Annotated in this window: 22 protein-coding genes; all 22 read right to left on the bottom strand. The window is 48.3% G+C overall.

Translation table 11 applies throughout. From position 1 onward, the window contains the following. Window positions 1–232: 232 nt before the first annotated feature. Entirely contained in the window at window positions 233–1,183 is a 951-nt protein-coding gene (locus C0638_RS07435) for a peptidyl-prolyl cis-trans isomerase (protein WP_013368699.1), read from the bottom strand. 20 nt (window positions 1,184–1,203) lie between these two features. Beyond that, window positions 1,204–2,088: an Hsp33 family molecular chaperone HslO gene (gene hslO, locus C0638_RS07440; protein ID WP_025674491.1), complete on the bottom strand. Its 885-nt coding sequence runs from the start codon at window positions 2,086–2,088 to the stop codon at window positions 1,204–1,206. A gap of 218 nt (window positions 2,089–2,306) precedes the next feature. Beyond that, window positions 2,307–3,074 (bottom strand): type III pantothenate kinase, encoded by a 768-nt coding sequence (locus C0638_RS07445; protein WP_058710669.1) that lies wholly within the window; start codon window positions 3,072–3,074, stop codon window positions 2,307–2,309. 6 nt (window positions 3,075–3,080) lie between these two features. Continuing rightward, window positions 3,081–3,971, bottom strand: coding sequence for a carboxylating nicotinate-nucleotide diphosphorylase (nadC, locus tag C0638_RS07450; RefSeq protein WP_013368696.1), 891 nt, complete (start codon window positions 3,969–3,971; stop codon window positions 3,081–3,083). Continuing rightward, window positions 3,961–5,574, bottom strand: coding sequence for an L-aspartate oxidase (nadB, locus tag C0638_RS07455; RefSeq protein WP_025674487.1), 1,614 nt, complete (start codon window positions 5,572–5,574; stop codon window positions 3,961–3,963). Before nadB ends, nadC begins: the two co-directional genes overlap by 11 nt. 280 nt (window positions 5,575–5,854) lie before the next feature. Continuing rightward, window positions 5,855–7,894, bottom strand: coding sequence for an ATP-dependent zinc metalloprotease FtsH (gene ftsH, locus C0638_RS07460; RefSeq protein WP_013368694.1), 2,040 nt, complete (start codon window positions 7,892–7,894; stop codon window positions 5,855–5,857). Between the two features lie 97 nt (window positions 7,895–7,991). Then, window positions 7,992–8,531 carry a hypoxanthine phosphoribosyltransferase gene (gene hpt, locus C0638_RS07465; RefSeq protein ID WP_013368693.1) on the bottom strand — a complete coding sequence of 180 codons (540 nt, stop codon included), beginning with the start codon at window positions 8,529–8,531 and terminating at the stop codon, window positions 7,992–7,994. Window positions 8,532–8,578: 47 nt separating this feature from the next. Continuing rightward, window positions 8,579–10,027 carry a tRNA lysidine(34) synthetase TilS gene (gene tilS, locus C0638_RS07470; protein ID WP_058710670.1) on the bottom strand — a complete coding sequence of 483 codons (1,449 nt, stop codon included), beginning with the start codon at window positions 10,025–10,027 and terminating at the stop codon, window positions 8,579–8,581. A gap of 66 nt (window positions 10,028–10,093) precedes the next feature. Then, window positions 10,094–11,032, bottom strand: a complete 939-nt coding sequence (locus C0638_RS07475; protein WP_013368691.1) for a protein kinase domain-containing protein — start codon at window positions 11,030–11,032, stop codon at window positions 10,094–10,096. Beyond that, on the bottom strand, window positions 11,016–11,765 hold the full coding sequence (locus C0638_RS07480) for a vWA domain-containing protein (RefSeq protein WP_013368690.1): 750 nt from the start codon (window positions 11,763–11,765) through the stop codon (window positions 11,016–11,018). Before C0638_RS07480 ends, C0638_RS07475 begins: the two co-directional genes overlap by 17 nt. Before the next feature lie 126 nt (window positions 11,766–11,891). Then, on the bottom strand, window positions 11,892–14,399 hold the full coding sequence (gene spoIIE / locus C0638_RS07485; RefSeq protein WP_082689621.1) for a stage II sporulation protein E: 2,508 nt from the start codon (window positions 14,397–14,399) through the stop codon (window positions 11,892–11,894). Window positions 14,400–14,903: 504 nt separating this feature from the next. Further along, on the bottom strand, window positions 14,904–15,419 hold the full coding sequence (locus C0638_RS07490) for a S1 domain-containing RNA-binding protein (protein ID WP_013368688.1): 516 nt from the start codon (window positions 15,417–15,419) through the stop codon (window positions 14,904–14,906). A gap of 123 nt (window positions 15,420–15,542) precedes the next feature. Further along, entirely contained in the window at window positions 15,543–15,872 is a 330-nt protein-coding gene (locus C0638_RS07495) for an FtsB family cell division protein (RefSeq protein WP_013368687.1), read from the bottom strand. A gap of 4 nt (window positions 15,873–15,876) precedes the next feature. Continuing rightward, complete coding sequence (gene yabQ / locus C0638_RS07500) at window positions 15,877–16,455, bottom strand: spore cortex biosynthesis protein YabQ (protein ID WP_040102444.1); 579 nt, start codon at window positions 16,453–16,455, stop codon at window positions 15,877–15,879. Continuing rightward, the gene (yabP, locus tag C0638_RS07505; protein WP_013368685.1) at window positions 16,452–16,736 is read right to left on the bottom strand and encodes a sporulation protein YabP; all 285 of its coding nucleotides are present in this window, start codon (window positions 16,734–16,736) and stop codon (window positions 16,452–16,454) included. Before yabP ends, yabQ begins: the two co-directional genes overlap by 4 nt. A 186-nt stretch (window positions 16,737–16,922) precedes the next feature. Continuing rightward, entirely contained in the window at window positions 16,923–17,201 is a 279-nt protein-coding gene (locus C0638_RS07510) for an RNA-binding S4 domain-containing protein (RefSeq protein ID WP_014599342.1), read from the bottom strand. Beyond that, a complete protein-coding gene (locus tag C0638_RS07515; RefSeq protein ID WP_007428028.1) occupies window positions 17,201–17,473 on the bottom strand; it encodes an HU family DNA-binding protein in 273 nt (90 codons plus the stop codon). Before C0638_RS07515 ends, C0638_RS07510 begins: the two co-directional genes overlap by 1 nt. A gap of 335 nt (window positions 17,474–17,808) precedes the next feature. Then, entirely contained in the window at window positions 17,809–19,308 is a 1,500-nt protein-coding gene (gene mazG, locus C0638_RS07520) for a bifunctional methyltransferase/pyrophosphohydrolase YabN (protein WP_102163412.1), read from the bottom strand. Between the two features lie 163 nt (window positions 19,309–19,471). Beyond that, window positions 19,472–21,130: a putative polysaccharide biosynthesis protein gene (locus C0638_RS07525; protein ID WP_058710673.1), complete on the bottom strand. Its 1,659-nt coding sequence runs from the start codon at window positions 21,128–21,130 to the stop codon at window positions 19,472–19,474. 140 nt (window positions 21,131–21,270) lie between these two features. After that, a complete protein-coding gene (gene spoVT / locus C0638_RS07530; protein WP_013368681.1) occupies window positions 21,271–21,813 on the bottom strand; it encodes a stage V sporulation protein T in 543 nt (180 codons plus the stop codon). Between the two features lie 167 nt (window positions 21,814–21,980). Next, complete coding sequence (locus tag C0638_RS07535; protein WP_017427061.1) at window positions 21,981–23,099, bottom strand: peptidylprolyl isomerase; 1,119 nt, start codon at window positions 23,097–23,099, stop codon at window positions 21,981–21,983. After that, window positions 23,083–26,610 (bottom strand): transcription-repair coupling factor, encoded by a 3,528-nt coding sequence (mfd, locus tag C0638_RS07540; RefSeq protein ID WP_013368679.1) that lies wholly within the window; start codon window positions 26,608–26,610, stop codon window positions 23,083–23,085. The genes C0638_RS07535 and mfd overlap by 17 nt, the downstream gene beginning before the upstream one ends. Window positions 26,611–26,633: the final 23 nt, after the last annotated feature.

Below are 26,633 nucleotides of genomic sequence, written 5' to 3' on the forward strand. Positions count from 1 at the left end.
TCCCTGACTGTAGATGATATATTAAAAATTGCGAAAACATATTGTAGATGATTCTAGGTAAATCTATCTTAGTTTTATGCCGTTCATTTAATTTCCGATAAAAATAGTTGGTTTTATACGCTAATCATAACAATCTTCAATTCCAATGTCAATACAAGTAAATAAGCCAATAGGCTGTTCTCCCGCGTTATCGGCACCGTATCTTCATCAAAAGCAAGATCCTTTCACTATGCTAAAGAGAAGCAGAGGGTGCCTCTTTCCCAGATAAAATACGAGCTCCATATTTATCACGCAGACTCTTTTCGACCTCATCCAAAGGAGCGGCTTGTGCAAGCGCAAGAGAGCGGCGGATTTGCTGACGAATTTGCTGCTTATCGGGAGAATTCTTTAGTCTGACATCCTGTACATAAATGACCGCATAGCCATCATTAACAGAGATGGGACCTGCAACATCCCCGGAGCTTAGTTCTCTCGCCGCCTTCATGACTGCCTCTGGTTGAAATGGATCATATTCATCCAACCATCCCAACTGTCCGCTGTGATCCTCGCCAAGAGGGTTACCTGAGACTGAATGCTCCCGAAGCAGCATGTCAAAGCTTTCTCCTTGCTTGACCCGATCGAGCAACGTCTCTGCTTCCTCTGCTTTAGCCACATAAATAGCTGCAAGTTTGATCTGCTTACCAACGGCAAACTCTTCGGGGTGCTGTTCCCAATACTCGTCAATCTCCGTTTCCTCAACCTGAATACCTTGGGTGGCTATTTTCTCCAAGCCAATCCGGTACTCCGCTTCATTCCGCAAGTCAACCGGATTTAAGCCAAACTGTCGCTGCATTTCCTCAAAGTAGGCATGTTCTGAGTCGTACCCTTTACTATCCTGCTCCAGCACTTGCTGTAAATCCTCTTGGGTGATCTTAATACCGAGACGCTTGGCTTCAGCCTGCACGGCTTTACGATTCAACATTTGCAACAGCGTATTAGTTCCATATCGCTTTTTCAGTTCCGCTACCCACTGTTCCTCCGATATGCCTTCCTGACCCATCTCCGCCACAGTATGATCGCCGTCATCCTTGCTTACATCACCCGGCTTTAACAGCCCCCGAAGCATGATAAGACCACCCAAGGCGGCGACGCTAACGGTCAGAATAATGACAGCTGTCCATAATCCCTTTTCCCGTGTAGTCATCGCTTGCACCGCCTATCCGGTTAGGCCTTGGCTTGATCTAACAGATTTTGCAATTCATCCTTATTAAACTGATAAGCCTCATTACAAAAGTGACACACGACCTCAGCCTGTCCTTCTTCCTCAATTAATTGCTTTAATTCACTTTCTCCCAGACTGATCAATGTTTTTTCCACGCGCTCGCGTGAGCACTCACATTGAAAATGGATATCCATTTCATCCAGAACTCGAACGTCCGGCAGCATCCAACGCAGCATTTCATCAAGCTCCAGCCCTTGATCCAGCAGAGCGGTAACGGGTGGAATTGAGCCAACTGCATTTTCGATAGCAGTAATCTCATCATCATTCAGACCTGGAAGCAACTGAATAATAAATCCGCCGGCCACAATAACGGAGTTATCCGTATCTACCAGCACACCCAAACCCACCGCTGACGGAGTCTGTTCAGATTTGGCAAAATAATAGGTAAAGTCCTCACCGAGCTCACCGGAAATAATCGGGATACTACCGCGGTACGGTTCTTTTAACCCCAAATCCTTGATAATATGAATGAATCCCTCTGTACCTACGGCACCCGCTACATCCAGTTTGCCCATACTATTGCTCGGCAAATGCACGTGTGGTTCAGTAACATAACCCCGCACTTCTCCTACAGCATTGGCATCAACGACAATTTGCCCAATCGGTCCATCGCCTTTGACTTGAATGGTCAATCGTTCTTTGCCTTTTAGCATAGAACCCATAATTGCACCCGCTGTGAGGGTTCGTCCCAAAGCAGCGGTTGCCGTAGGATAAGTATCATGTCTTCTCCGCAACTCCTCTACTAATTGAGTTGTCCGAACTGCAAAAGCTCTGACCCTTCCATCCATGGCTGTGCCGCGAATAAGTCGATCCTGTTTATTTTCCATATTGATATCCTCCCCTATTATCCAAAGCAGCCATGCTGCTTATTTTCGTTAGTATTCCCTCATCCTTGAAGCATCATTTCCTACTATATAAACAACCTGCATCTACAGATCACGCGAATTGTTCAAAAACGTAACATATTTCAGTATAGACGAAAAACGCCGCTAATCCAAACCGATAAGATCATCGGATTGACTCAGCGGCAGCTTATATCCACTTTTTAGTCGGCGTTACGTTGGTAAATGATGCGTAATCCTTCGAGCGTTAACATCGGCAACACTTTCTGAATGCTCTCTGTCTCTGATGCGATTAGCTCCGCAAGACCTCCGGTGGCAATAACCGTGGGTTCCACCTGCATTTCTTCTTTAATGCGCCTCACAATGCCATCGACTTGTCCAGCATAACCGAAAATAATCCCGGCTTGCATGGCGTGGACTGTATTCCGACCAATAACCTTTTTGGGTTTTTCCAACTCAATACGAGGGAGCTTGGAAGCCCGTTGATACAGTGCCTCCGTCGAAATGCCGATACCGGGCACAATGACTCCACCCAGGTAGTTTCCCTTATCATCAATACAATCAAACGTGGTCGCTGTTCCAAAATCCACCACAACGAGAGGTCCACCGAATCGTTCTACAGCCGCAACAGCGTTCACGATCCGATCCGCGCCTACTTCACGCGGATTCTCGTAACGCAGATTAAGACCGGTCTTGATTCCCGGTCCGACGATTAACGGCGTTTTGCCTATATATTTATCGCACATTTCCTCTAATACACGGACCAATGGCGGAACGACAGAGGAAATAATAACTCCCTGAATGTCATCCTTTAATACGCCGCCCATACTAAAAAGATTATGTATGAGTACGCCGTATTCATCTGCGGTTGCCTGTCTGGAGGTGCTGATCCGGTAGTGATGCAACAGCTCGCGCCCTTCATAGATCCCCAGAACAATATTGGTATTACCTACATCCACTACAAGAATCAATGGGTGTCACCTATCTTTCTTAGCGTTAAGGTCAAGGCTGATATCCAGATTATGAAAAGAGTATGTCAGCCTGCCTACAGAAATCACATCTACGCCGCTCTCAGCCATCTCACGCACTGTATCCAGCGATACATTGCCTGAGGCTTCTGTCTTGACGTGTGGGGCCTGTTCACGAATGAAGCGAACGGCTTCCTTCATATCTGGGACGGACATGTTATCCAGCATAATAATATCCGCCCCAGCCTCCAGGGCTTCCCGGACTTGCGTCATGTTTTCCGTCTCTACTTCAATCGTCATTGTATGCGGTATGTGCGCGCGCGCTCGGCTCACCGCCTGTGCAATCCCACCCGCGCCCTTAATATGATTATCCTTAATCATAACAGCATCGTATAGACCAAAGCGATGATTCGAGCCACCGCCTACACGCACAGCATACTTCTCCAACAGTCGATGCCCTGGTGTTGTTTTACGTGTGTCCACCAAGCGCGTGGAAAGTCCGTGCAATTGATCTATAAATGTTCGCGTCCGCGTTGCAATACCGGACATCCGCTGGAGTAAATTTAACGCCAATCGCTCCCCGGTCAAAATCGCATGAGTACTTCCACTCACTTCTGCCAAAACGCTCCCCTTTTCAATCCACTGACCATCGGTCACCAACGGAGTGAACGACAAGGAAGGGTCCACTACTCGAAATACAATTTCAGCCACAGGTAAACCCGCAATCACGCCGCTCTCCTTGGCATGAATGACAGCCTTGGATTGGTGGCCCGGCTCAATCGTCCAACGTGTGGTCACATCGCCAGAACCTGTATCTTCTCGCAGCCAGCTGCGAATTTGTGCCGTCAGTTCCTCCTGATATCCGCTAAACTCTCCATAAAGCTCGCTGTTAGATGTCATGAACGCTCTCCTCCGTTATGCCTTGCTCACGTCGCTGCTGAACATGCTTTCGCCACTTGCAATCATCTGTCTCAGGGAAGTCCTCACGATAGTGTGCCCCCCGACTCTCCTCACGCAGCAACGCACCATCTGCTACTAATAAAGCACAGGTGAGCAAATTGGCGAATTCGATCTCTTCCCGACTGGTGATCACAGCCTGAAAGGCAGTCACTAGCCCGCGCAGCTCTTCTAAAGCTGCTTGCAGCCCTTCACTATGCCGACGAACTCCAGCATAATGAACCATCGTTTCTTGCAGCTTATACCGCTGTTCCGCGACGGATGAAGCCTGAAACTCTGCACGGTTATCATTGTAAGATATCAAAGTATGGCCAACCAGCGGTGGCAATGAATGCAGCCGCTCGATAATCCTGCTGGCGAACACAATAGCTTCAGATAACGAATTGCTCGCCAGACGATTAGCGCCGTGAACACCTGTGGAAGAGGTCTCACCACAGGCGAACAAACGCCTAATGGAGCTTTCCCCGTATAGATTAGTCTGGACACCACCCATCATATAATGGGCAGCAGGAGCAATGGGAATCCAGCCTGTCGTCATATCCAAACCATATGACAGACATGTCTGATAAATCGTTGGAAAGCGCTGCTTTACCCGCTCAGGCGGCTCGTGTGTAATATCCAGGTATACAAACGTAGCCTGGGTGCGTTCCATCTCATGGATGATCGCACGAGCTACGATATCTCTGGGCGCAAGCTCCTGCCGGGAATCATACTTGTCCATGAAGCGTTCTCCATGAATGTTGCGTAACACGGCACCTTCTCCCCGTACGGCTTCGGAAATTAGAAACCTTGGAGCGCCCGGATGGCACAAGGCCGTAGGATGAAACTGTACGAACTCCATATCCCGTAAAACCGCCCCAGCACGATATGCCATAGCAATACCGTCCCCAGTTGCGATATCCGGGTTAGTCGTATAACGGTATAATTGCCCGCTACCTCCTGAGCACAAAATGGTTGCATTGGCAGTAATATACGACCTTTCTCCATCTGGCATTTGGACGAGGGCCCCAATACACTCACCATGCTCAGTCAGCAGGTCAATGACCATACACTCTTCCCACACCTCGATACCGGGATGGGCAGCAACCTGCTGTGATAAGGCACGCACGATTTCATAACCGGTGGCATCTCCATTTGCATGCAAAATGCGACGATGACTATGCGCCCCTTCTCGGGTCAGCGCTAGTTCACCATCCACACGGTCAAAGGCTGTCCCCAATCGTATTAACTCTTTAATACCGTCTGGGCCTTCATGAACAAGCGTTCTGACCGCCTCGGGTTCACACAGACCTGCACCAGCAATCAGAGTATCTTGCATGTGATAAGCTGGTGTATCCTCGTCCGATGTGACAGCAGCAATGCCGCCTTGAGCATAACGTGTGTTGCTTTCCATTAAAGTTTTCTTGGTAATCAGCAACACTTTCCGATTCTCCGCAGCCTTAATCGCCGTATATAAGCCCGCAATGCCGGAGCCGATAATCAAGACGTCGGCTTCGTATTGGGTCAATTCCGCTACATCAAAATCAACTAGATATCTTGGAATCATGCCTTCACCTGATTTCACAGAAGAATAGCGCACACCATAGATTGTACAGTATGCGCTCACGGAATATGTTCAAAATGATAGTAAGTCGATTGCAACGACTGTTGGCCTTTTAAGCTAAGAAGGCGACAGCCGTTTATTTAACAATAAATGTACACAACGTTCCTTTGTCTGTCAAATCACGTTAGCAATAATCTTCCATATTTAAAAAAGCTCCGGAAAACCAATAGGATCTGGTTCCCCGAAGCTTACATATATGCTTATTCAACTATCCATCAGATGATCAGGTTGTTGTCGGTGGAGTACCACCGGAATTGCCTGAATTGTTATCATCCTCTGGCTTTTTCAGATTAGGGATATCGTTTGGTTGATCCGTTGTATTCTTAGGTTCGTCATCCTTACCTTGAATACGTACACGAACATCTCCGATATTATCGATCACAGGTTCACCGTTTTCTGGTGTTCCTTCTCCCTCATTCGTATTGCCGTCCAAAGAACCTGTCTCGATCAAACGTTTGATTTGTTCAAGTTCCAGGGTTTCTTCTTCCAGCAATGTTTGAGCGATCAAATGAACCTCTTTGGAATACTTCGTCAAGAGTTCTCTAGCACGCTCATAAGAGTCAGTGATGAAGCGATTCATCTCCTGGTCAATCTGATAAGCGATCTGATCACTGTAGTTCTGCTCATGACCGATATCGCGTCCAAGGAATACTTGACCTTGGGAAGTTCCAAACTGCATCGGGCCGAGCTTCTCACTCATACCGTATTCTACGATCATACTACGCGCAATGCTTGTCGCTTGCTGGAAGTCACTATAAGCCCCTGTTCCGATCTCACCAATAAACAGCTCCTCGGAAACACGTCCACCCAGCAATCCAGTGATTTTGTCCAGCAATTCCTGCTTGGTTGTCAGCATGCGGTCTTCCTTCGGAAGCATGATGACATATCCGCCTGCACGTCCACGTGGAATAATAGTTACCTTGTGAACCATATCGGCATTCTCTAGGAAGTAACCGATAATCGTGTGCCCTGCTTCATGATAAGCAACAATTCGTTTCTCTCGGTCACTGATTACGCGGCTGCGTTTTTCAGTACCTACGATAACGCGGTCGATCGCTTCATCTACTTCTCGCATCGAAATATCTCTGCGGTTGCGACGAGCGGCCAGCAAGGCAGCCTCGTTCAACAGGTTTTCCAGATCAGCGCCCGTAAAGCCTGTTGTACGCTTCGCGATAACGTCCAATTTAACATCCTTCGTTAATGGTTTGTTGCGTGCATGTACATGCAATACTGCTTCGCGACCTTTAACATCTGGACGGTCAACCGTAATTTGACGGTCGAAACGACCTGGACGAAGCAAGGCCGGATCTAGAATATCCGGACGGTTAGTAGCAGCAACGATAATGATGCCTTCGTTTGCGCCGAATCCATCCATCTCTACGAGCAATTGGTTGAGCGTTTGCTCACGTTCATCATGTCCGCCACCCAATCCGGCGCCACGTTGACGTCCAACGGCATCAATTTCATCAATGAAAATGATACAAGGTGCGTTCTTCTTCGCATTCTCGAACAAGTCACGAACACGGGAAGCACCGACCCCTACGAACATTTCTACAAAATCAGAACCCGAGATACTGAAAAACGGCACTCCGGCCTCACCTGCAACAGCTCTCGCCAAGAGTGTTTTACCCGTACCTGGAGGGCCTACTAACAAAACCCCTTTTGGAATACGAGCACCCACAGCTGCGAACTTGCGTGGGTCCTTCAAGAATTCTACGACTTCGACAAGCTCCTGTTTCTCTTCGTCAGCCCCTGCTACGTCTTCGAAGGTAACTTTCTTCTTCTCTTCGTTATACAGACGGGCTTTGCTCTTGCCGAAGTTCATTACTTTGCCGCCACCGCCCTGTGCCTGATTAAACAGGAAGAAGAACAACAGGAACATGATCACCAAAGGAATGATAGAAGTCAAAAATGTCAGCCAAATGCTTTCGCCTTCCATTTTCTTCTGCACGTATTCAAACCCGTTCGTTTCGCTGGCATTCACCAGTTCACTTAGTGCTTGATCCGTTGGCGGAACGTATACGGAAAAATTGGTTGATTTAGCATTAGCCGGCTGCTTCTTATATGCACCGGTTACAAGATAGGCGTAACCGTCAAATTGGACCGTTACTTTAGAGATGTTATTAGCTTTAACCTCTTGCCGTAATTGGTCATATCTAGGGAGATCGGAGGCTTCGTTACTGTTGCTAACAAACTGAACGATACCCACCACAACTAAAAAAAGAATCAAATAAAAACCAGAATTCCGGATGAACCGATTCATCCCCTACCTCCTCTCGAGACACTTAAGTTATTTTACCATAGCCTGTAAGCCCTTCTCAACAAAGGACCCTATTTAGTCCTAGGACTGGAGGCTGAGATTAGCTGGTGTAGATTTCCGGCTTCAAAATCCCTATGTATGGGAGGTTCCGGTAATGCTCGGCATAGTCCAGACCATAGCCGACAACAAACGCATCCGGAAGTGTAAATCCGGTGTAATCAGCTTCAAGATTAACGGTCCGGCGTGCAGGCTTGTCGAACAAAGTTACGACACATACCGAATTGGCATTACGATTCTTAAGCAATTCAATCAAATGTGTCAGCGTCAGACCACTGTCGATAATATCTTCGACAATCAGAACATCGCGTCCTTCCACTGAAGCGTCCAAATCTTTAATGATTTTAACAACGCCCGATGATTTGGTGGATACTCCATAACTAGATACAGCCATGAAATCAAGTTCCAACGGCACTGTAATGGATTTAACCAAATCTGCCATAAAGATAAACGCACCTTTCAGCACGCAAATCACCAATGGATTTTTTCCTTCATATTTCACGCTGAGCTGTGCGCCCAATTCCTTGATTTTACTCTGAATCTCTTCTTCACTGATCAATACTTCCTGAATATCATTTTGCAACGGTGTAAACCTCCTAAGTTTATACTATGAAAGCCGTTCCTGCGCAATTACTGGTGCCCCGGACTCTCTCGTCTTTGCCATGACATATATATAACCGAAGACGTGTGCTTTTGCACCGCAGCATGTACAGAACGTCGTACGCCCGGAATCCAGAGAACAACTCCAGAGTGGTCGCAGACGATAGGAATAACGGAACGCATTAAAGGAGGTATTTTTTCATCAATAAAAATATCTTTAACCTTTTTTCTTCCGTTTAATCCCATTACATACATGGTATCTCCAGGTAATCGCGAACGTACAGTCAACGGCAAAGTCAATTCGTCTGCGTCGAACCATGCTTCTTCCTCATTCGCCGGATGGTGTCCATCCCAATAGGAAGCTCTTCGCCACCGGAGTATACCACCCGCTTCAGGCAACTCAAGCTCACCGGAAATAGGCAATACGCTCAGTCCGTAGCTCCATTCACCCATAACGACTTGCGTACGGTCAAACAAAACCGCCTGGTCATATTCGCGGACTCCAACCGCACCGCCGCCCAAGTCCAAGCTCCATGTAGAGGATGTCTCTTGGAGAAGTCTTAGTCGAACGGTCTCAATTTTACGAAAATCAAAATTTTCACTGCCCGAAGGCAGATAATTTAATATTAGTTTAATCAACCTCCGTTGTAAAGCAACGGATAGCTTACGATATGAAGCGATGAAAAACATGTACCTGCCATTATTGAAGTGCACCATTTTCTCATATGCTGACAGTGTAGCTGCCTCCATAAAATCATTTTCGTCAGCCATCGTTTCGGCCAGCCGATTCAGGGACGGTGTCAGTTGCTCATTATATTGCCCCAAAAAAGGGAGCACATCCATGCGGATAGCATTACGACGGTATTTAGACGATAAATTAGTGCTGTCTGTCACATAGGAAAGACCATGAAAGTTGCAATACGCAATCAAGTCAGCCTTGTACATACGAAGTAGCGGGCGAATGAGTTGCACATTTTTTTCATTGCGTGCCAAACGCATACCCGCCAAACCCGCCGGTCCGCTACCGCGCAGCAAGTGCAAGAGAACTGTTTCCGCTTGATCATCGCCATGGTGAGCCATAGCAATATGCTGTGCCTCCCACTTCGTAGCCGTATCATGTAGAAAGCTGTACCGTAGCTCACGGGCGGCTTCCTGTGGACCCTTACCGCTCTCCTTCATATAAGCGGGTGCATCCACCCGAATCATTTCAAATGGAAGCTTGAGCTTTCGGGCAATATTGTGTACCTCTTCAGCCTCCGCATCCGATTCCTCTGGCCTGAAGCCATGATGAACATGAGCGCAGACGAGTTGTAATGGCATATGTATAACGGATATTTCATGTAAAATGTGCAAAAGGGCCACCGAATCCGGTCCACCGGATACAGCAACCACAATGCGGTCTCCGGGGCTCCACAGTGAATGTTCTCGCGCCAAAGCGAGTACTTCCTGTACAACACCGGTCGGTTTTGTTGTTCCCATTTACGACCCTCTTTTCTCCCGACCGTAAAAATGATGATCCTCTGTTATCTTATGTAAGTCATGCTGCTACCTTAACGCAATCCAGAGCGCTCCGGCAAGCAGCAAAAGCGATACCGTAAAAGCATATCCCAGCCAGCGTGGATTTCCCCTTTTGACAGATGATTGCCTGACATGTGCGGAAGCCAGACGCGACCAAGCTCGGGCCGCTGCACGAGTATCGGAATATTCTCCACGCACTGCACCCAGCAGCCATTCGGCGTAGGGGCGCAATATACGGCTGCGACGAATAATGACTGTCAATTCTGCCGTATTACGTAGCTGTGGTAGCCTGCTCGCAGCTGCCTTTAACGATTCGCTCTCTAATATATGAATCGTTAGAAGAGCAAAGGCAAACAGGTCATACTGGGGATCAGCATTTCGGCTACCAGCATTCCAGAATCCCCTGTCGTACCATTCTGTAAATTGTTTAACACTCCGACCTGCAAGGGACACCCCGCCATAATCAATCAACTCAGCCTCTCCATAGGCATTGACCAATATATTTTGAGGCTTCAGGTCGCCAAACACCCATCCTGCCTGATGGAGATCGGCCAAACGATTCAGTATGCCGGTTCCAGCCACACCATACCACTCAGACCCTTTGGCTGCCACAAATTTATGAAGCGGATCTCCTTTGACGTATCGCATAACATAAAAGGGGATCTCCCCACTACGTAACACTACATCATCCACCTCAAACAAGAAGGAAGGATTTCCATTACGCTGGAGGGCAGCCTGAGTCCCTTGAGACTGTAATGTGGTCAGCACATTAATCTCCGATTGCAGATCAAGCGTGTTTTTTCCCATTTTGAGAGCAAATTGCCGATCGGCCTGTGCTTCTTTTACCAAATATACAGTTCCGTTCGCTCCCCGGCCCAGCAAGCGCTGGATGACATAGCTACTCCGCTTCCACTTGCCCTTGATGACCGTTCCGGGTGCAAGAACGGGATCAGACGACGTAGTCACCGAGCATCCCTTCTCCTTTGCTATAGGATTCTTCCAGATCTTTCTGTTCCCCTAGTGTAACATATCGGTAATAATCAATCACTTGTAAAATGGCCGGTCCTGTCGGTGTCGCTCCTTTCATCCGTAAGCGTCCGAATATCGATTTGATCTGGTCAAGCTCAGAGGTCCACCCGATATCCATGACTGCGTCTTCTCCCATTCGTCCACCCGGGAAATGAAATACAGATATACGGCTGAGTCCGCTTCTGGACTGTAAGCTGAGCAGCAAATCGCGTATACTGTCCTCTACAGCAGGCAGCTTAGGCTTCATGCTTGCACTTGCATCAATGAGTAAAGCAATTTCCAGAGGGCTAGTTTCTGTCAATTCATCCATTACCTCAACTACCTGGGCTCGTTTGGCCGGAGGCAGTTCACCGATATGCCGGGCACCGCCCTCACCCAAAATGTGCGTTAACTCTCTATTAACCGCCTGCTGAATCGTTTGAACCACTGTTTTGCGCGTCATCATCTGCATGGTTTGCGCCAACTGCTTCGTACCGACGATTTGGCTAAACCCTCCCCCTGCTTTAGCAATTTCCTGAATCTCTGCGCTCCCAAGCTCGCCGATGGTTCCGTAGTCTATGACTCCAGCGACGTTCACTGTAATTCCCTCCCGTAAAGCTTGGGCAGCCGCCATAACTGGGCTAACACCTACGTTAGAGCATCCATCTGTAATGATCAAAATTTGCTTCATCGCTTTTTGACCTCCGCTTCCTCTTAATCTATTCCGATAGATTCTATCTTTGCCTAATCCGGAACGATTCAAACGAAGGATGCGGATTTTTAAAAATGTATAAGGAATTTCCCGGGCAATGTCAGTCTAGCTCACCGTCCGTGGACGTTCTAACCACCTCATGCCGGGTACATGGAGAGTTGCCCACTCTGGGTGAAAGTGGTCTATTTTACTAACAACTACAGTCATATCATCATAGATTTGATTTTGTTGGTATCGAATAACCCGTTCTAGCAAACAGTCAGCCAGTTGCTGTGGATCTTCACTTTCAATTTCCTGAATCATGCGTTTCATCCATATTTCTTTATTGACTGCATAACCCGGTGAATCGTATATACCGTCTGTAATCATAATGAGAATATCCCCCGGCTGGAGTTGCAGTGACACCAAATCAACCTCGATATCCTGTATAATGCCAATCGGTAAATTGCTGGCAGATACGGGGATAACCTCCTCCCCTCTTTTAATAAAGCTCGGTGTAGATCCAATCTTCATAAAGGTTGTCCGGGCCGTATACTGATCAATCAGCGCCATATCCACCGTAGCATACATTTCCTCAGGTGATCGCAGCATCAGCACAGAGTTAACCGACTTGATCGCCAATTTTTCGTCCATACCCGATTGCAGTAATTCTTCCAAAATGTTAAGTGCTGCACTGCTCTCTTGCTGCGCACGCTCTCCGTTCCCCATACCATCGCTTAAAGAGACTGCGAAAGTCCCATTCCCTAGCTCCATCATGCTGTAGCTGTCTCCTGAGAAGAAATCGCCTCCTTTGGCTGCACTAGCTACTCCTGTAGCAATCTCATATGTTTTAGCAGAGCCGAACATGACTGTAGCCAAGCCTTGGCGGCGATCTGCCTCCGTTTCGCGCATGACAGCTATATGCTCGTCTAGTATGTCCGACAGCAGTGGAGCAATAATTTTCCGACATTCATCAAATCCCCTTGTATAGGCGTGGACAATCTCAATTTCAACCTGGCCTGCATCCAGGCTAATAATTTCGATGGATTGGATGGACAAGCCCAGCCTATCAAGAGCCTCTCGGATTTGCTCTTCCTGCCGATGCATGGTCTGCCCTTCCCGCTGAATTTCCCGCGCTAAATCCTCCATAATTTGCGATACACCTGATAGCTGGTCAGCAACAAGCTGACGACTATCGTATACTTGGCGCTTCCACTGCATATTATGCTGGTAAAGACTATACTGCTGTTTCATTACCTGCAGGACAGCGCCCGTTTTGGCACATGCCTTGCTCCATTGCGGCGGCATCTGCTCTGGCTCTAAATCAGGATTGTCCTCAATGGCACTCATCATTTCCGTCATATACTGATGAGTTTGCATAAACTTGCCGTCCCAACACTGCTCGCACTTAAAGCAAGAGGCACATGTTCCTTCCGCCACCGCATTCATAAAGTGTTCGATTTCTCCGTCCGGTTTTGCTCCCTCACTCGCAGATATCTGATGGAAACTGCGGGACAGCTGGCTGAATACACGGGAGAATTTCGTCACCCGCTCGGCAGTGAGATCACGAACCCTTTTGGCATATTCATGCTGTGACTTGGCGTGATCCTGCGTACCCGGGACATAGGTAGAAACCGCTTTAAAGAAACTTTTTGGAGTCATTAAAAATAATAGGATTGCCGCGCAGCTCTCCCAGGTTGATGTCAGCACGTCTCCAGTCCCATCCAGATAGATCGTCAAAATGGAAGAGCCTAGCAGCATACCAAGGGCTACTGCACCTTTTCTCCCTTCACGCAGCATCCCTGCCAGCAAACCTGCAAAAGCAAGTAGACTCATCTGCACAATTGCAGACATATTGGCCAGGCTCAAAATTAAACCGGTAATCACACCGACCGAAGCACCCAGGGAAGCACCTCCCACCAAAGCAAACACCAAGACCAAATATCGTGAAAGTACATGATCGACAGACAGTGAATGAACGGTCCATCCTACTGCTCCCGTCATCACAGAGGCTAATAGAATAATAAGACACAAAATTTCTTCATTTTTGAGCTGGCTTGCCTTCTTGCGGTACGTAAACAGCGGTATGGCCTGGGTGAACACCAATGTAAGCATAAAACTGAGTACCGCATCCGTTCCCACAATGACAAGCTCATACCATGTAAAAGCCGGAGCCATCACGGCGTTAAATAAATTGACCATAAACACAGACAAGAAGACCATAAGCGGGGCATAGGATAATTCCAGACGATCGAAGGTGCGTAGCCCGCGATACAGGAGATAAAATACGATTAACTCACCACCAATCATGAATAACGATGGGTAAGGAGCTAACAGGCTGCCTAGCACAACGGATACAGCTACAGGCAGCATCAGATCACGCCGAAGGAACGTAATGACCGCAAAATAAGCGAGGGCAAAAGGAGAAAGCTCGTCCAAAATAGTGGCGCGTCCCAATAAAACTCCCATAGCTGACAATAGCAGCATCCATCTTTGCGCGGTTACCCATTGCACTACTTTATGTGAATTGAGCCGTTTCTTGAGTCTGGAAGGCCAACCTTCCGTACGCTCTTTGGATTTGGACTTTCTAGATTTTAACCCCGGAAAATGTACCACGTTCCATTTCTCCATCATGCGTCAGGCACCCCATTCATCAATTTGATGTTCCCATCTTAAACCGGAACGATTGAGAAAGTTTGTCAGAACCTCACGTCTTATTCCAAGAAATTTCCGACAAAAAAACGTGCCGCGCGAAAGGACAGAGCATTCCCCTGTACTTCAAGCTACGCCCGTATGGAAGCAGATGGAAGTTGTCTCTCTCTACGCTTTGGGCGACCTCTCTATGTCAGTCATCCTGATACCAAATCTAGCGATTTGCACAGAAGATAGACGGAAAACCGTTGGAGTTTGTCGGACGATTATGTCCACACGACAAAAAAAACATCCAACATTTCAGTAGATGCTTCTTCTCTTCTTCATAAAACTACTAATCTTAAAAATGTGCCCGTACAACTCCACCAAACATATTGCCCGTAGCCACGACTTGTCGCATCTCTTGTCGGTAGAACGCAAAAAAACCGTAGCAGTCTTTCGACTGTACGGTTTTCCGTGTATGGTTGATACGGTTGTCAAAGTGAATTAAACACGCTTCGCGCCGCGTCCTCCGCGTTTACCTTCGGTGTTCTTTTTCAGCGACGAAATGCGTTCCTCACTATCTTTCAGGAAGCGTGACATTTTATCCTCAAATGAAGGTTTACCCGGTGCAGGCTTGAAAGAACGGCCTCCACGATCGCGGTTGAAACCACCACCGCGTCCCTGACTTGGACCTGAACCTCCGCCGCCAAAACGGTCTCCTCCGCCTGGTCCTCCTGTACGCTCCGGTCTTGGAGCTCTTGGGGGACGGGCTTCACTTGCCGGCTTATCAATCGTTTGCTTAATGGAAAGTCCGATTTTGCCATCTTTGTCAACATTAATGACTTTCACCGTCACAACATCATTAATCTTCAGGTGGTCGTTAACATCCTTAACATAATTATCGGCGATTTCCGAGATGTGAACGAGACCCGTGACACCTCCAGACAAATCCACAAATGCTCCAAAATGCGTGATGCCTGTCACTTTGCCCTCTAACTTGGTGCCCACTTCAATTGCCATAGAATAAAATGATCCTCCCTTAAAATATACAACCGATTTTTTTGCAAAAAAATCCCGCTGTGGTGATTTGATTATACAAAATGGCGGAACCAAGGTCAACTAAGCATTGGCCCGATAATGATTCTATTTTTGATCTCCGATAATTGGCGTCTCTTCCGGTTTGTAAAGACCGTACTTGCTTCTAGCAATTTCTCCAATGTACTCAGGGTCCTTGAGACGATTCACTTCGGTTTGAAGCTGTTGTTCCGTTTGTGTAGCAGCTTGCTTCTGTTTTTCCTTCTGGGTGAGCTGTTCACTTCGATCGGCCATGATCATGCCTTGAGAAAAAAAGGTGAATATGGCCCAACTACCAAAGGCGGCAAGCGATAGCAACCAAATCATGATTCGCCTGCGCCCGCCCGCATTGGACTTGGACGTAGGAGATGAATGGCGATCTACAGACGAATTACGCATGATACTACCCCCTTCCAAACCATCTTTTTGCTGTATTTTTCAGTCTGATACCCAGCTTTACGAGCGGATCTGGCGTCTTCCAACGCGCTATAAGCGGACGGATCAACCAAAGAATCGGCTTCCAAACCGGCATCAGGATGTATATCAGCATCCTTCCTAGGAACACAATAAGTGCCCATGTCCATCCGACCAGCTTGCGTAACAGCCGATACAGCGCTAACACCGGAAGAACAATCAGGATGCGCAGTATGCTGTTCACGATCAACGTCAGTCTGCGAACGATCTCTATTAACATTACCACAAAACGTTGGGTTGTAACACTAAAGGCCCAAAAATAGAGCCAAACCCCCAAAAGTAGTCCTAAAAAGACATAAAACCGCAGCTCACCGCGATTACTCGCGTACAGCACACGGAAAATAAACAAAGCCGAGGCCACCCAATACAGCACGTCCAACAAATGAACACTCCAACGGGCAAAATGAAAGCGGATTGACAGCACCCGGTAGCTGTCAAATACCACTCCCATGGTTATGCCCGACAATAGCATCCACGTCAATGTCAGCCATTGTGTGTAAGGGTTCATTTGAAGAGCTTGCCGAATAGGCTTTTTCCGTTTTTGGCCGGGGCCCCAGGCTCCAGGTAGACGAGGGAAGTAATCAGACCTTCAATGGACAGTAGCCCCTCTTCCAGACTGAGGTTTTTGATATGTAAATGTTGTCCGCGAATGGTGAGATGGCCCAGCTCGGTCTGAAGCAAAAACTCTTCACTGTCAAAGCTCTCCACATTGCTGACGCCTGAAATGTCGAGCTGCTTGCGGCTTTGCATGCGCAGATCATGGTGCTTGGACTTCCCTTGTTCAATCATGGCATGTACCCCTCCTTCTGTTCTTAGCTTATGAAGGGGTGGGCATGATTTAGAACCGCTTTGGCTATTCACGAGCATATATTAGACAATTAGACAAAAGCTCCTCATATAAAAAAAAAAGCATTCCTTCATACAATATGAAGGAATGCTTCTATGTACAACGTTATGAGAAAATCAGATGTCTGCTTACCAGTTCAAACCGTTGTCCCTGGCAATAGGCTCTTCCTTTACCAAAGTGTACATACTTGCAGCCTCGTCCTTGCGTGTAGTGTCGGCGAGCCGTTCCACTCGCACGGTCACCAGCTTCTGGCCAAATTGGACGGTAATTTCATCGCCTACTTTGACCGCACTGCTCGGCTTGGCTTCGCGTCCATTCACCACGACTCTCCCTTGTTCAGAGACGTCCTTAGCTACTGTACGACGCTTAATCAGCCGCGAGACTTTCAAGAATTTATCAAGACGCATTAGTTAACGGCTTCTTTAAGCTTATTACCAGCCTTAAAAGCAGGAACGGTCGATTCTGGAATTTCAATCGTGTTGCCGGTTTGTGGATTGCGACCTGTACGGCTGGAACGTTTGCGCGTTTCGAAAGTACCAAAGCCGATTAGTTGTACTTTGTCACCACTAGCAAGTGCATCTGTAATTTCACCAAGAACGCCATTCAATACAGCTTCAACGTCACGTTTGCTCAAACCGCTTTTGCTGGAAATATTGTTGATCAGATCTGTCTTGTTCATAAGATAAAAGCCTCCTAAATGTCAAAAAATAATCATCACGCTACATGTCCTTAAATGGAGCATACGTGAGGTCCAACTGTGGCCGAAGCCCTTCCTGAATACCACTGTAACATGTTCAACTATTAGCTACAGTTATTTTCAGAATTACTACAAGTTATTCTGGCTTGTCCTTAAAAATCCTGCAATGACAGGCGTTTTTTTATTCGACCCCAGTTAAGCCAACATCCTACTACAAAACTCTGCCCATTGGCAAGTCTGCTCAAGCCGGGCGTATTTTCAACCCTGCATATGACTCATTTTACTGTCCAATACAGCCAAAGATCAAATCTATGGAATCAATCTCTGTCAAGAAGCTTTTTCGCTTCCTGCCAGTAGGTCTCCATTTCATCTACACTGCTGTCCTCAGGGCGACGCCCCTGCTCGCGTAGTTTCTGCTCAATATACTGGAAGCGGCTTACAAATTTGCGATTAGTGGCTGACAGCGCCTCCTCCGGATCTACATCCATGAACCGGGCCGCATTCACGGCAACAAATAGAACATCCCCCAACTCCAGCAACTGAGCTTCCATGGAATGCCCTTCACGAACCGCTTCCTTCAACTCAGCCACTTCTTCGTCCAATTTATCAAATACGCCTTCAATGCTATCCCAGTTAAAGCCTACTTTAGCTGCCTTCTTCTGGAGCTTATACGATTTCATAAGAGCAGGCAGATCACGGGGAACCCCATCCAGTACGGAAGGATTGGCTGCCGCCGTACCTTTTAGCCGTTTTTCCTCTGCCTTCATCTGTTCCCAATTTTGCAGCGCCTCTTCCGCATCATTGGCTTGATTGTCACCGAATACATGCGGATGACGGAAAATAAGCTTATCGTTCAGTCCCTGGATCACATCATACACATTGAAGGTTCCGACTTCCTCCTCCATTTGGGCATGCAGCAAAATTTGCAACAACAGATCGCCAAGCTCTTCCTTCATATGCTCAGGATCATCCTCATCTATGGTTTCAATGACCTCATACGTTTCCTCGATCAGATTTTTGCGGATCGATTGATGTGTCTGTTCACGATCCCATGGACAGCCTTCCGGACTGCGCAAAATATCGACAATCTCATGTAGACGGTCAAAAGAACGCCGTTTCAGGGCCTCATCTTCACTACGAGGTATGTATACCAAGGATAGGTTCCCATAGCCCTCTACTCGATCCAGCTCGTACAGCGGCACCTTGTGGACTGCTTCCTCACCTTCTACCCCAAGCGCGTGGCCGACATACACCTCATAATCGTCAGGATACCGCTCCATCAAACATAGCTTCACATCGGAAGCCGTAAAGGTGTCATATACCTGTCCGATCAGCGTATGCAACTGAGGCTGGAGCCAGCTGGCATCCAGTGTACCTGCATCTAGCAGCTGAAAACCCTCAATCGGATCAAAACCAAGACGCACAAAAGCCTCATCCAGAAAACTTTCTCCACCCAAGATGTTTAGTTCAATCCCTTGCGCAGGACAACGCTCCTTGAGCAACTGCACCGCTGCTTCCGCCACCATCGGGTGACCGGGAACTGCATAGACGATTTCGCTCCCGTCTGCCGCCTTAGCAGCCTTTTCCATCAGTTGACTGGTAATTTCCTCATATACCTCTGGAAAAGAATCCTTTGTCTCATATACCGCATCAAACGACTCAAAAGCCACCTCAAACTCATCCAGCACTCGAACCGCCGGATGTTCCTTGGTTCGCAGATAGAGCGCTGAAGCGCCCCGCATTTTGTTCAATATCCCTATCGTAAGCTGATCGGGATCTCCCGAGCCCAGACCTACGATCGTTAATGTTACGCTCATATTCAATCCTCCGTTCCGCAAAAGCAGGATGCATGCTCCAAAAAAACACCCGGCATAGCCCAGCTTCCGCTTCCTTTGCTTTGGCATTTACTATACCACAAAGTGGTATAGGCTCATAAAATGGCTTGTGCAGCTTTCACGCGGCAAGCCGTATAACCCCGGGCTAAGCCAGTACACGCAGTCTGCGCAGCACAGCTGCCAGCGGGCGTCCGAGCTTGGGCACTGCCACAAGCTCGGCTTCCGTGATCAACCTCAGGCGTGCAAGGCCGATCACGAACACCACGGAGCCTGCCGCTACACCCAGCAGGCTCTCCGCCGCTGCCGTGGCACGACCTCCGGCCGCCCAGCCCAGGGCACCCAGCACAGCACTGGTGCCCCACATCGCCGCCCCGGCTGCACCAGCCAAGGCGACAAGCAATGCCGCCGGTTTGAGCACACTGGCGGACCAGCTCCCGCGCAGCCCCACCAAGCGGGCCAGCAGCGCGATGTTGATCACAGCCGCCAGCAGATAGGCGACAGCCCCCGCAATGGCGGCGCCTGCCGTGCCGAGCTGCGGCACGAGCAGCCAGTTTAGCAGCGCCTTGGCCGCAGCGGCCGCGAGCATAGCCAGGGCTGGCGCACGAACCGCGCCAAGCCCTTGCAACAGCGCAGCCGAGATGATGCTGAGCGTGCCGCCTACGGCGGTCAGCGCCATCCAGCGCATAACCGTGCTGCCAGTGTCGTCTGCATACAGCATCACATTGACGGGCACGGCCAGCACGATCAGACCTGTCGCAGCGGCTAGTCCCAGCAGCCAAAACCAGCGCAGCGATTGCTCGCACTGACGACGTGCCAGCTCCGTACCTCCGGTCACCCGTGCCTCAGCCAGCGAGGGTATGAACAATGCCGACAATGTGGTGGCAAACATCATGACCAGCTGTACTAGCGGAAGCCCCCGGTTATACACGCCGAAGGCCACCATAACCGCCGTATCATCCAAGCCCTCCTGCTTTAACAGGCGAGGGACGGTAAATGTATCTACCAGGTTTATTAACGGAACGGCTAGCGCTCCAAGGCAAACAGGCAGAGCATAACGTAGCAGGGCCTTTAGCAAAGCACCACTGCTTTCCGCTGGGTGAAGCTCACCAGTCTGTGCCTGCACTGTTGTCACGACCGTCTCTTGCCGCCTAAGTCTCTTTCTGTGACCTCGCCAATACAGCAGCATGATCACCAGGCCCGCTGCTCCGCCTGCTGCTGAACCAAACACTGCTCCGGCGGCAATCATATCCGCCCCTGCTCCTTGTGACAGCATGAACAGCAACAATATGATCATCACGCTTACCCTTATCGCCTGCTCCGTCACTTGGGAGACAGCCGTCGGAATCATATTTTGCAAGCCTTGAAAATAGCCCCTCAATCCCGCCATAATCGGCACGAACAAGAAGGCAATCGCCGCCGCCCTCACCGATGGAATGACGTGAGCATTGTCGATCCACTGGCCGATTAGTGGCGCACACGTATACATCAGCAGCCCCAGAGTCAATCCGAATATGCCTAGTACAAGCGAAGATATTCGGGCAACACGTTGCCCCGCTGCCTGGTTTCCCACAGCCTCATACTCAGCTACAAATTTGGATACAGCCGCCGGGAATCCAGCAGCTGCAATGGTAATGAACAGCGTATAAAAAGGATAAACCGTATTATAAATGCCAAACACGCCGTCGCCGCCAATATTTTGCAGCGGGATTTTTTGCAATGTGCCGATCAGCTTGCTTGCTACAGCTGCCAGTGTTAAGATGACAGCGCCTCGTAGCAGCCGCGAAGCGGCGCGATTTTCCTGCATTCTCCGTCTCCACTCCCACCTGGAATTAGCATTTTTACGAGTCCTATTATACCGTCTCTTCTTCCGGAAAGAAAAAAATCCCTGTACAACGTTGAACGGCTTTAGCCATTCTGTACGTCACACAGGGGTGAAACGGGGTGTTACTGTTCCATTTGTTTGCCCAGGAAGCCAGCGGCTGTTTCAGCCATCTTGACCTCCATTTCGGACATTTTTACATTTTCATCCTTGTTCAACAATATAACAGAACCAATGGGATCACCACCCGAAACAATGGGAGCCGTCACAAAGGACGAGAGTGTTTCTTCGTGGTCTCGCGTCAGCTCGTAAGAGCCGCTGGCTGTCTCCAGCACAGTCTTGCGATTATCCATGCTACCTTCAATAATGCTACCGATTTGCTTGTCCAGAAACTCTTTTTTCGAGCCTCCAGCCACCGTAATAATGGTGTCACGATCGGTAATCATCGTAATATGGCCAGTACTTTCAAACAGGGACTCAGCATACTCTTTGGCGAAATCACCAAGTTCACCAATAGGTGAATACTTTTTCAAAATGACTTCTCCGTCACGATCCACAAAAATCTCAAGCGGATCTCCTTCACGAATTCTCAAGGTGCGGCGAATCTCCTTTGGAATAACTACCCGCCCAAGATCATCAATACGGCGAACTATACCAGTAGCTTTCATTTCACATGTTGCCCCACTTTCTCAAGAAGAATTTAGTAAACTACTGACGGTATCGAAAGACGCTTCCACTCCCCCAGAAGCGGTCACGAAGAACGTCGCGTTCATGGTGTTTATGGTGATATCTGACCATAGTATTCATCTGTTCCCAATTCCTTATGCATGTTCAGTTATTTACCTTCGTTTGCAGCTCCATCTTTAGCTGTTCCAGCTTTGCTATCGCCCGTACCGCTTGTTGTTCCGCTCGGCGTAGTTGTGCTGCCCGCACCGGACGTTGCACCACTTTTCTCTTGCGTAGCAGGTGCCTTAGGCAGATTGATTTTCAAATCAAGCTTCGTCAAATCATTTTCGGTAAAGTTTTGGATACTTTCCCCAGCTAGTTTATTTTTCAGGGCAGCCTTTTCGTTGTCCTTCAATTTATCAAATGTCGGCTCATTGCGGGACTCCACTTTGATCACGTGATATCCGTATTCTGTTTCCACGGGTTCACCAATTTTGTTAATTGGTTGAGTCTCGGCAGCCTCTTTAAAAGCAGGTACCCATTGCGCTACAGATGCATTCTCATACAGCCCGCCATTAGATGCGGAACCTGGGTCTTCCGAATACTTCTTAGCAATCGTTGCAAAATCCGCTCCACCATCCAATTTTGCCTTTACCTCTTTGGCCAGCTTGAGAGTAGCCTCTTTTGTACGCTGTTTCTTTGTTTTTGGATCTTCAAAATTAATCAATACATGACGTACAGTTGCTGTCGTGAACTGATCTTTATTTTTTTCAAATTCCTGTTTCAGCTGATCATCCGTTACTTTATTGGTTTCGCTGTTGATTACCGTCATTACACGCGTGAAGTAATCTTTCACACCTTGTTCGGTCAGCTTCTGATCACTTAGAAATGTCTTAAACTTATCTTCTCCGACCGACTTTTTATACTGCTCCAACTGCTCGTTTCCTTGTTTGGCGCCCTCTTCCTTGGCTTTGTCGTCCGCTTTGGCTGCCAAAAGCTTGTACACTACTTCCTGCTTTACAATTTGCTCACGTACCTGATCAGAAGCTAAAGCAGCCTCATACTCTGGGTACAGAAATTTCATCATGCTGATTTCTTGGTTGAACTCATTTTCGGTAATCGTTCCACCCTTATAGGTCACGACAACCTTGCTGTTGTCTTTCGGCTCATCCTTGACCTTATTCTCATCCGCTTGCTTCGTACATGCTGCGAGCACCGATATAGCTAGCAACGCTGCCATGCCCAAGGAGAGCATTCTCCAAGGTTTTCTTTTATTTAGTTGTGACATTTTGCAGTTCCTCCTTCAATGTGAATGCTTCTTTCAATGCACTCAAAAATTGCTCCAGCAGTTCTAGCAGTTGTGCATCATTTAGACCTTTACCCTTTATGCGTACGCTCATAGAAGTACCCTGTTCAAATTGTACACGTCTTTCAAAGCGATTGCCAATCTCGGCAAGTTTGGCAGTCTGCAGCGCCTGCTGGCGCCCCTCGTGAAATTTCAACACCATATTGTCATCCCGTTGAACAATGGACTCGATGCCATACATCCGTCCATACACCTTGAGACGGGCCACGGCCAGCAAATGACGCACTGCCTCTGGCAGATCGCCAAACCGGTCGACCAGTTCGTCCTCCAGCTCGGAAGCCTCGTCAAAGGTACTGACTGCCGCAACCTTTTTATAAATCTCAATCTTCTGAATGCTGTCATAAATATAGTCTCCCGGCAGGTAAGCATCGACGCTCAAATCAATCGATGTACTCCAATTCCGGTTGGATTGATCCTCTTCTCCAAGCACACTGACTTTACGTTTATTGATTTCCTCAGCCAGCATTTGTGAGTAAAGATCAAAACCGACGGATGCGATGAATCCGTGCTGCTCGGCGCCAAGTAAGTTACCCGCTCCGCGGATGGACAAATCACGCATTGCAATCTTGAACCCGGAGCCCAACTCCGTAAATTCTTTGATAGACTGAAGTCGCTTCTCCGCTACCTCTGTAAGCACCTTATCTCGCTGGTACGTGAAATAAGCATAGGCAATCCGGTTGGAACGACCTACACGCCCACGCAGCTGATAAAGCTGGGAGAGCCCCATTTTATCGGCATCATGCACAATGAGTGTATTCACATTGGGAATATCCACACCGGTTTCGATAATGCTCGTGCTAACCAGTACATCATATTCACCATCCAGGAAATCCAAAATGGTTTTCTCCAGTTCCGTTTCAGACATCTGTCCGTGGCCTACGCCCACCTTGGCGTCTGGGACAAGTGCATTGATCTCGGCAGCCATCTCCTGAATACCCTGCACGCGATTATACAGGTAATAAACCTGCCCTCCGCGTGCCATCTCGCGTTCAATGGCCTCACGAACTAGAGTCTGGCTATGCTCAACGACATAAGTTTGCACTGGAAAACGATTTTCCGGTGGCGTCTCAATGACTGACAAATCACGTACACCCAGCATGGACATATGCAGCGTACGCGGAATAGGTGTAGCCGTTAGCGTCAACACATCTACATTCGTTTTCAGTTTTTTCAGCTTTTCTTTGTGCGTGACACCAAAACGTTGCTCCTCATCGACAATAAGCAGCCCCAGATCTTTAAACACCAGATCCTGTGAAAGTAGACGGTGAGTACCAATGACAATATCAACCGTACCTTGTCGAACTCCCTTGGTCGTCTCATTCTGCTCTTTGCGCGAGCGGAAACGGCTCAATACCTGAATATTGAACGGATACCCAGAAAAGCGCTCACGGAATGTCTCATAGTGCTGTTGCGCCAAAATCGTCGTCGGTACCAGCACAGCCACTTGTTTGCCCTCAATAGCAGACTTAAAAGCAGCACGAATAGCCACCTCAGTCTTGCCGTAGCCTACGTCACCGCACAGCAAACGATCCATTGGACGACTCTGCTCCATGTCCTTCTTAATTTCTTCAATAGCCCGAACCTGGTCACGTGTCTCATCATACGGGAACATATCCTCAAATTCCTGTTGCTCCGGCGAATCCTTTTCAAAAGCAAAGCCTGGTGCTGACTGTCTTTCCGCATATAGCTTGATCAGGTCATCTGCGATGTCCTGAACCGAGCTGCGCACCTTACTTTTAACACGTGTCCACTCATTGCCGCCCAGTTTGTAAATTTTGGGCTCCTTGTCCTCTGAGCCCACATACTTCTGAATCAGATCAATTTGTTCAATCGGTACAGACAGCTTATCTCCGCCTGCATAGAGGATATGCATGTAATCCTTATGGATACCGCCAACCTCCAGCGTACCGATTCCCATATACTTCCCGATTCCGTGATTTTGGTGTACGACATAGTCGCCCACCTTCAGCTCGCTATAGCTCTTAATCCGCTCTGCATTGTCTACATGTCGGCCCTGCTTACGTGCTTTCCGCTGCTTCTGGGAGAACATCTCACCCTCGGTAATCACCGCCAGATGAATAGACGGCATCTCAAAACCGCTTTGCAGATTACCAATCGCCATAGTCGGCTCATCAATACCGTAGTCTTGAAGCACTCGCCGCATCCGATCCAGACGTTCATCTCCACTCGCCAGCATCATAACCTGTGTGCCTGCCTTGCGCCAACGATCCATCTCTGCCTTGAGTACATTCATTTGACCGTGGAAATCCTGCATGCCCCGGCAAATGAAGTTCAAAATATTTTGCGGCTGCGTATGCGGAACCTGGCGAAGGAAGATCGACAGGAACAGGGTTTGAAATCTCCGATTATACAGCAGATTATCCGAGTTATCCGATAGCTCCAGTTGTGGTAGAGTTTTACCGTTTTGAAGCAAATGCAGATTCCACTCAGACTCATCCCGCTCTAGCTGCCTGGCTGTTTCTAGCATCCGTGCTGGTTCATCAATGATCAGAATCGTATCTGCCGGCATATAATCAGCCAAGGTTTTACGTTCAGGATATAGCAGGGAGATATATTTATAGATTTCGTCAAAATACACATGCTCCCGCAACAGCTCAATTTCACGATGAATTTCCTCTTTCAGATGCTGCTTAGCCTGACGATCTGTCATTTTGTCCAGCTGTTCCTCCAACAACATAGCAGCGGCATCGGCAGCTTGGTCCATACGCTGGTGGCTTGCAATAACTTCCTTACATGGCGTTACAGTAACTTCCTGTACCTTTTCCACCGAACGCTGATCTTGCGGATCAAACATACGGATGGAGTCAATTTCATCGTCAAACAACTCCACACGATAGCCCCAACGGGTTGTCATTGGGTAAAAGTCGATAATTCCCCCGCGTACACTCATCTCCCCGCGGGATTCAACACGTTCTACACGCTGGTATCCCATCTCAACCATATGCAGCAAAAATGCTTCCAGCTGAATCGTTTCTCCCTCTTTCAGCTCAACACGAGCCTCACGCCATGTTTCCGGGATTGGTAGTAGACGCCGGACCCCAGAAAACGGCACGACAACAACCCCACGAAAACCCTGGGCGCATCGTATCAATACATCAATTCGTTGGGATAATGTCTCTGGACTGGATATGGCAGCTTCAGCAGCTACCAACTCGTTGGCTGGATACAATAAAACCTGATCAGGAGAAAGCGCTTCCTGCAAATCATCTGCTATTTTTTGAGCGGCAAACATATTGTGCGTCATGACCATCAACGGTCGTCCAGTATCTTCAGCAAGTGCGGCCATCAGTACCTGTCTTGAAGAGCCTGACAAGCCTGATATCAGCTGTTCCTTCATGCCTGAGGATATACCTGCCGCAATGGATGCATAATCAGCATCCTTCGTAAAAGCCTGAATAAGTGCTTGTAACAAAAAAGGCACCCCTTTATGCTTAT

The sequence above is a fragment of the Paenibacillus sp. lzh-N1 genome, from assembly GCF_002872435.1.
Classification (GTDB): domain Bacteria; phylum Bacillota; class Bacilli; order Paenibacillales; family Paenibacillaceae; genus Paenibacillus; species Paenibacillus polymyxa_C.